This window comes from Betaproteobacteria bacterium, from assembly GCA_009377585.1.
Classification (GTDB): Bacteria; Pseudomonadota; Gammaproteobacteria; order Burkholderiales; family WYBJ01; genus WYBJ01.
The window spans coordinates 1-6,838 of sequence record WHTS01000196.1 but is presented as its reverse complement, the minus strand read 5'-3'; the positions used below and the strand labels follow the sequence as shown (position 1 = coordinate 6,838).

The 6,838-nt window shown below is 65.1% G+C and carries 6 protein-coding genes and 1 pseudogene; 5 read left to right on the top strand and 2 right to left on the bottom strand.

What is annotated here, in order from left to right; all coding sequences use genetic code 11:
• Positions 1-15: 15 nt before the first annotated feature.
• A pseudogene (locus tag GEV05_29895) lies at positions 16-691 on the top strand (tryptophan 2,3-dioxygenase).
• 140 nt (positions 692-831) lie between these two features.
• Entirely contained in the window at positions 832-1,926 is a 1,095-nt protein-coding gene (locus GEV05_29890) for a mandelate racemase (GenBank protein ID MPZ47497.1), read from the top strand.
• On the opposite strand, the gene GEV05_29885 is transcribed toward GEV05_29890, so the two are convergent.
• Positions 1,848-2,096 (bottom strand): hypothetical protein, encoded by a 249-nt coding sequence (locus tag GEV05_29885; protein ID MPZ47496.1) that lies wholly within the window; start codon positions 2,094-2,096, stop codon positions 1,848-1,850. The genes GEV05_29890 and GEV05_29885 overlap by 79 nt on opposite strands.
• Between GEV05_29885 and GEV05_29880 the strand changes: the two genes are divergently transcribed.
• Positions 1,978-3,141, top strand: a complete 1,164-nt coding sequence (locus tag GEV05_29880; protein MPZ47495.1) for a tripartite tricarboxylate transporter substrate binding protein — start codon at positions 1,978-1,980, stop codon at positions 3,139-3,141. The genes GEV05_29885 and GEV05_29880 overlap by 119 nt on opposite strands.
• Positions 3,142-3,396: 255 nt before the next feature.
• The gene (locus tag GEV05_29875) at positions 3,397-4,263 is read left to right on the top strand and encodes an N-formylglutamate amidohydrolase (protein ID MPZ47494.1); all 867 of its coding nucleotides are present in this window, start codon (positions 3,397-3,399) and stop codon (positions 4,261-4,263) included.
• Positions 4,264-4,273: 10 nt separating this feature from the next.
• Here GEV05_29875 and GEV05_29870 read toward each other — a convergent pair whose 3' ends face one another.
• Positions 4,274-5,251 (bottom strand): tripartite tricarboxylate transporter substrate binding protein, encoded by a 978-nt coding sequence (locus GEV05_29870; protein ID MPZ47493.1) that lies wholly within the window; start codon positions 5,249-5,251, stop codon positions 4,274-4,276.
• Positions 5,252-5,400: 149 nt separating this feature from the next.
• On the opposite strand from GEV05_29870, the gene GEV05_29865 reads away from it, so the two are divergent.
• A complete protein-coding gene (locus GEV05_29865) occupies positions 5,401-6,585 on the top strand; it encodes an amidohydrolase family protein (protein MPZ47492.1) in 1,185 nt (394 codons plus the stop codon).
• Positions 6,586-6,838 lie beyond the last annotated feature (253 nt).

The following is a 6,838-nucleotide window of genomic DNA, read 5'->3' as shown; positions in this document are numbered from 1 at the left end:
GCCGACGACCCGGGCATCATCACCGATCTCGCGCGCGAGTCGTCGTACGGCGGCTACCTGCGCCTCGACCTGCTGCTCGACGCGCAGCGGCCGCGCTCCACGCACCACGACGAGATGCTGTTCATCATCCAGCACCAGACCTCGGAGCTCTGGATGAAGCTGCTGGTACACGAGCTTGCCGCGGCGATCGCGCATGTGCGTGCCGACGAGTTGGCGCCCTGCTCCAAGATCCTCGCGCGCGCCAAGCAGGTGCAGCGGCAGCTATTCGAGCAGTGGGCGGTGCTGGAAACCCTGACGCCTTCGGAATACGCGCAGTTTCGCGATGTGCTCGGACCCGCGTCCGGACTGCAGTCGCACCAGTTCCGCGCGATCGAGTTCATGCTCGGCAACAAGCAGGCAGCGCGACTGGACCCAGCCCTACCAGCGCCACGACGGCGTGGTGCAGGTCTTCAAGACCGTATACGAGGATCCGGAGCGCCACTGGCATGAGTACGACATGTGCGAGAAGCTCGTGGACCTGGAGGAGAACTTCCAGCTCTGGCGCTTCCGCCACGTGAAGACCGTGGAGCGCGTAATCGGCTTCAAGCGCGGCACCGGCGGCACCGCGGGTGTGGCCTTTCTGAGGAAGTCGCTGGAGACGCCGTTGTTCCCGGAGCTCCTGGACGTGCGCACCGAGATCGGCAGGAGGTGACGGCGGCGAGATGGGCGTGTTTCAGCGATACGCTGGCAAGGGCTCTGCCATTGGTGAGCAGATTCCTTTCGGCTTGACGCCGATAGTGATTCAGTGATTCAGTCGACCCACCCAACCTCTATTCGGCGGCGAGGCAATTGATGACACAGCCTGAACTGACGATCAGGAACATCCGTGCCGTCGGAGTGAAAGTGCCGATGACATACGTGCTGGGCACCAGCGCGCAAACCGTGCGCGAGGCGCCGCTGCTGCTCGTCGATCTCGAAACCGAGGAAGGCGTGACCGGGCACGCCTACCAGTTCTGCTACCTGCCGGCAGCCGCCCCGGCCGTGGCGATCCTGCTCGATGAAGTCTCTCGTACGGTCAAAGGCGATCGCGTGGATCCCGCTGCGGTGTGGCTCAAATTGAACAAGCGGTTCATGCTGATCGGTGTCCAGGGCATCGTGCGTATGGCGATGGCCATGCTCGACGTGGCCTGTTGGGATGCCGTGGCGAGGGCGGCCGCGATGCCGCTCGCGACCCTGCTCGGCGGCGCATCTGCGCCGGTGCCTGCATACAACAGCTGCGGCCTCGGCTTGATGGAAGCCGGCGCCGTTGCGGACGAAGCGCAGAAACTTCTGGCCGGGGGCTTTCGAGCGCTGAAATTGCGCCTGGGCTATGCCACGCTGGAAGCCGATCTGGCCGCGGTGCGCGCCGTGCGCGCGCGCATTCCTGCCGATGTCGCCGTGCTGGTCGATTACAACCAGGCCTTGAGTGTGCAGGAAGCGATCCGCCGCGGGCGGGCGCTCGATGGCGAAGGAATCGAGTGGATCGAGGAGCCGATTCGGCACGACGACTTTGCCGGCTGCGCCGAGATTACCCGCGCAGTCGCAACGCCGGTGCAGCTCGGGGAGAATTTCTCCCAGGTTCACGACATGGAAAGAGCGCTGACGGCGCGGGCATGCGATCTGGTGATGCCCGACCTGGAGCGCATCGGCGGCATCAGCGGATGGCTGCGGGCGAGCGATCTGGCGCGCAGGCATCGGATGAAAATGTCATCGCACCTGTATCCGGAGGTCAGTGCGCATCTGCTTGCGGTCACACCGACGGCGCACTGGCTGGAATACGTCGATTGGGCGAACGCAGTGCTCGCCGAGCCCTTGCGTATCGATGACGGCTACGCGGTCGTCTCCGACCGCCCGGGGAATGGGCTTGAATGGGATCCGGATGCCGTGCGCAGGTACCGAATGAGCTGACGGGCGGGCGTTAGCTCGAACAGAGCGGCATCCGCGCGCGCATCGTCGGCGATGGGATGGCCGAGCAGCAACTCGGCTTCGGGAATGTTCGGTGTGATAATCGTAGCCATCGGGATCGGTTCGGCGCATTTATCCGCCAGGCAAAGATCCAAGCGCAGTAGAGAGCGCATCGACCGAGTTACGATCGCTCGATTGGCTTCAGAGCGGACCTCGCCGCCATCCGGCGTCGGAATCAAGGAGGAGAAGGAAATGACCTACCGCAACGTCCGCGCAGCGGCTGGCTGCGTTCTGGCCGCCTGCGCCTGCGCCGCAGCGGCGCAAACTTATCCAGCGAAACCGCTGCGGCTCATCGTAGCAAGCTCCGCGGGGAGCAACCCCGACACCGTGGCGCGCATCGTAGCGAACGCGCTGACGCCGATCCTGGGTCAGCAGATCCTGGTGGACAACCGCGCCGGCGCCGGCGGCAACATCGGCGCCGAGGTCGCGGCGCGCGCGCCCGCCGATGGCTATACCGTGTTCTACGCACACACCAACCACAGCATCAATTCCGCGCTTTACCGCAAGTTGAACTACGACTTGCTCAAGGACTTCGTCCCCGTGAGCCTCGTCGCGGTCTCGTCCTTCGTCGCGGCCGTCCATCCATCCGTGCCGGTGAAGACGGTGCCCGAGCTGATCAAGCTCGCAAGATCACGCCCCGGCGACCTGACCTACGCGTCGGCCGGAATCGGCAGCGGAACGCATTTCGCCGCCGAGTATTTCAACGGGCTTGCAGGCGTGAAATTGCTGCACGTTGCCTACAAGGGTGGCGGCCCCGCGGTTGCCGCCGCCGTTTCCGGGGAGACGGCCATCTACTTCGTGCCCATCGCGGTCGGCCTGCCCCACTTTCGCAGCGGGAAGCTGCGCGCGTTGGGCGTATCGATGCCGAAGCGCGTGGCCGACCTGCCCGATGTTCCCGCCATCGCCGAAACGCTACCCGGCTACGAGATGTACTCGTGGGCAGGGATCATGCTGCCCGCGGGCGCGCCGCAGTCGGCGATCGACACGCTCGGCAAGGCGGTCGTCTCCGCGCTCGCCAATGCCGACACCGCGAGGCGGCTGAAAGACCTTGCCGTCGTTCCCGTCGGCAGCGGACCGGCACAGCTCACCGAACACTGCCGCAAGGAGATCGACAAATTCTCGAAAATCATCCGCTCAATCGGCCTGCCGCAGCAATGAGCGTTGCGACTGCCGCGTAGCACTCGTTGCTCACGCCTGCGAGCGCTGCGGATAACTCGCGACAGCTGGCGGTGCCGGTCCGCCCCGACTCGGCTGCTATCGAGCGTTCCCTATTCCATGACACGCTCGTCCCTCACCCCCAACCCCTCTCCCGGGGGGAGAGGGGAGCGTCGCGTCCGTATTGGACTGTCGTCCAATACGGAACGATCAATAGAATGCCGTCGAGCCTAGATCTGGTCGAATACGGAAAGCCGCATGATCCACATCGAACCCGGGCTGTACCTGCGCCACGAGCCCGCCGCCGCACCGGTGCCGCTGCTCGTCGATGTATCGCGCAGCGGCCGAGAATATCCACCGCACTACCGCACACCGCTCCCCTTCACGACCGTGCACGACAACGTCTCGATGTACGTGGATGAACTGTGGGCAGGCGCGCCGGCAGTCGGCGGCACGCTGCTCTACTGCATGTTTCCGAACACCTGGATCGACGTCAACCGCAACGAATCCGACATGGACCCTGCGGTCGTCGACGGAACATGGCCGCTGGAGCTGCGGCCCACGAAGCGAACGCTCGAGGGCCTCGGTCTAATCAAGACGAAGTCCCGATTCGGAGAATCGTTCCAGGAGCGTAGCCTCACCGTGGCGGAAATCGAGGAGCGGCTGAATCTCTACTACCGACCCTATCACGCCGAGTTGCAGCGCATTGCGGATGCGCTGCACGCGCGCTTCGGTGTGCTGCGGCAGATCTCCTGCCACTGCATGTCCGCGCTCGGCGCGCCCACACATCCCGACGCCGGCAAGCCGCGCGCAGACTTCTGCGTGAGCGACTTGAAGGGAAAAACCGCCTCGAAGGAAGCGATCGCGCTGGTCGTCGATACGCTGCGCGGCTACGGCTACAGCGTATCGGTGAACGAGCCCTACATCGGCAACGAGCTGATCGCGCGCCACGGAAACTCCGCGCGCGGCATCGACTCGATCCAGGTCGAAATCAACAAGAAACTCTTCATGGACGCAAAGACGTTCCGCAAGACGGCAGGCTTTGCGAAGCTAAAGGCCGACCTCGACCGCCTGCTCGGCGTGGTGGCCGAGGACAGCACACGAGGCGCCGCGGGCCGCGGTTAGCCTCGCGTTCCTAATTCGCCGTCGCGCCTGAAGCCTTCACGACCCTGGCCCATTTCTCGACGTCGCGCGCGATCACTTTAGCGAACTCCGCGGGGCTCAGCGTGTAGGCTTCCGCGCCCTGCTTGAGCAGCAGCGCGCGCACCTCGGGCGATTCCAGAACCTTCACGATGTCGGCGTTCAATTGCCCGATGATCTCCTGCGGCGTGCCCGCCGGCGCGAACACGCCGTACCACGCAACCGCCTCGTAGCCCGGCAGCCCCGACTCGGCGACGGTCGGAAACTCCTTCGCGGTCGGAAAGCGCTTCGCGCTCGTCACGGCGAGCCCGCGCAGCTTGCCGCTCGCGACCAGCGGCAGCGATGACACGATGGTCGCGAAGGAGGAAGCCACCTCGCCCGACATAACCGCCGGCATCGCCTGCGCACCGCCCTTGAACGGCACGTGCAGCATCTCGACTTTCGCCATGCTGGTGAAGAGCGCACCGCTGAGATACAGGAAGTTGCCGGACGACGCGTACGAGAGCTGGCCCGGGCGCGCCCGCGCGAGCGCGATCATCTCCTTCACGTTGCGGATCGGCACCGAGGGATGCACGACGATCATGTTGGGCAGCAGTGCTGCCGGCGTGACGGCGACGAAGTCCCGGATCGGATGGTAGGAAGGCTTCGCGTAGAGACTCGCGTTGATCGCGTGCGTGCCGGTCGTGCCCATGATGAGCGTGTAGCCGTCCGGTGCGGCGCGCGCGGCAACTTCCGAGCCGACGACACCGCCGGCACCGGCACGGTTGTCGACCAGTGCGACCTGGCGCTTGTACTGCTCGTTCAGCTTCTGCGCGAGGAGGCGCGTCACGACATCGGTCGCGCCGCCAGGCGGGAACGGCACGATGAACCGCACCGTTTTTTCCGGGTAGGCGTCGGCCGCGACGGCGGGATGGGCGGCGCAAAACGCCGCGGCGGCGATCAGCATGCGGTGAAGTGCGCGGGCCTGCATCATGGTCTCCTCGATATCTCCGGGCGATGAAGCCCTCAAGATAGCATTGCTCGAACAGAACCTTCGGCGACATCGAGCGTTTGACGGTTGACCGGCCGGCCAATACAGTGGCGGCTGGCGAGGTGCTTTCGATCTCCCGATGCGCAGCTTGGATGACACAGGCGGCAACGGGAGCCACGAGGAGAAGTGGTATGAAGCAAGGCATCCGCATCTACGACACCGACACGCATATCGACCCCGGCGCCGACGTGCTCGAGAAATACGTCGATCCCGCCTTCCGGCCGCGCCTCGACGATCTGGCACCCTACCGGATCGCCACCAAATCTCGCAGTGACGACGGCAGCATCCGGCACACGTATCGGTTCGCCCGCAAGGCATACGAGCGCACGCTGGGCGAAGCCGAGTCGCGTCCCGGATCGGGCGATGCACGCGAATGGCGCGGCGAACGGCGGCCGCGTCCCGGCGTCGTCGATGACCGCTCGGACAACCGCGTGCTCGATATGGATGCCGAAGGCTCGGACGTCCATTTCCTCGTTCCCTCCGTCTGGACGAGCGTCGTCGGGCTGACCGACGTGTCGCTCGAAGTCGGGTTGATTCGCGCCTACCATCGACACATGCAGGAGTTTTGCGCGCCGTTCCCGGACCGGCTCAAGGGCCCGATCGTGGCCTCGACACGCAACGTCGCCGAGGCAGTGCGGGAGATCCGCGCCTGGGGCAAATCGAAATGGGCGGTCGCGGTTCAGCCGTTGCTCGACAACGACCGTCCGGTCGATCACCCCGACCTGGAACCGATCTGGGAGGCGGCCGAAGCGCACGATCTTGCAATCGTGCATCACAGCTTCGCCTGGACGCCGCCCTATTTCCCCGGCTACCGCGACATGTGGGACAACGTCTATATCGCGCGGCTATGTTCGCATCCATGGGGAGCGATGCGCCTGATGGCCGGATTCCTCGCCGGCGGCATACTCGATCGTCACCCCGGCCTGCGCCTCGCGGTGCTCGAATGCGGCTTCGGCTGGCTGCCGTTCTGGGTGCGGCGCATGGACGAGCAAGTGAGTTACGTCGGACGCACGGCCAAGCTCAAGCACCTGCCGAGCGAGCATTTCGCCGCGGGGCGGGTGTTCTGCAACATCGAGGTGCACGAGCACGAACCGATGTTCAACATGGTGACCGGCGCGCTCGGCGACGGCGTGTTGATGTTCGGTTCGGACTACCCGCATCACGAATCCTGGTTCCCCCACTCGATCGACAAGGTCCTCGAGTGGTCGAGCCTGGGCGGGGAGATCCGGCGCAAGCTCTTCTGGGAGAACGCGACCCGCTGCTTCAAGCAAACCTAGGCTGCTCGAGTGCGCCCGAAGTGACATCGCAGGGCGGTCATCGATCCTGGAGGCGGGCCGCTACTTGGGTCGCAGGCCGAGATCGCGGGTCAAGCTGGCAAGCACCGCGATCTGGCCGCGCAGGATCGTGTCGTATTCATCGGGTGAGGTCGGCGCGATCACGTAGCTGATGGTCGCGAGGCGCTTCTTGACATCAGGCAGATCGAGGATACGCGCGAGCTCCTTGCTGACTTGATCGCGAATGGCGCGCGGC

What these genes read in the sequence shown, in the direction of transcription:
- GEV05_29890 (MPZ47497.1), top strand. Translation starts at nt 832, where the DNA reads ATGACACAGCCTGAACTGACGATCAGGAACATCCGTGCCGTCGGAGTG.
- GEV05_29880 (MPZ47495.1), top strand. Translation starts at nt 1,978, where the DNA reads ATGGGATGGCCGAGCAGCAACTCGGCTTCGGGAATGTTCGGTGTGATA.
- GEV05_29885 (MPZ47496.1), bottom strand. Translation starts at nt 2,096, where the DNA reads ATGCGCTCTCTACTGCGCTTGGATCTTTGCCTGGCGGATAAATGCGCC.
- GEV05_29875 (MPZ47494.1), top strand. Translation starts at nt 3,397, where the DNA reads ATGATCCACATCGAACCCGGGCTGTACCTGCGCCACGAGCCCGCCGCC.
- GEV05_29870 (MPZ47493.1), bottom strand. Translation starts at nt 5,251, where the DNA reads ATGATGCAGGCCCGCGCACTTCACCGCATGCTGATCGCCGCCGCGGCG.
- GEV05_29865 (MPZ47492.1), top strand. Translation starts at nt 5,401, where the DNA reads ATGACACAGGCGGCAACGGGAGCCACGAGGAGAAGTGGTATGAAGCAA.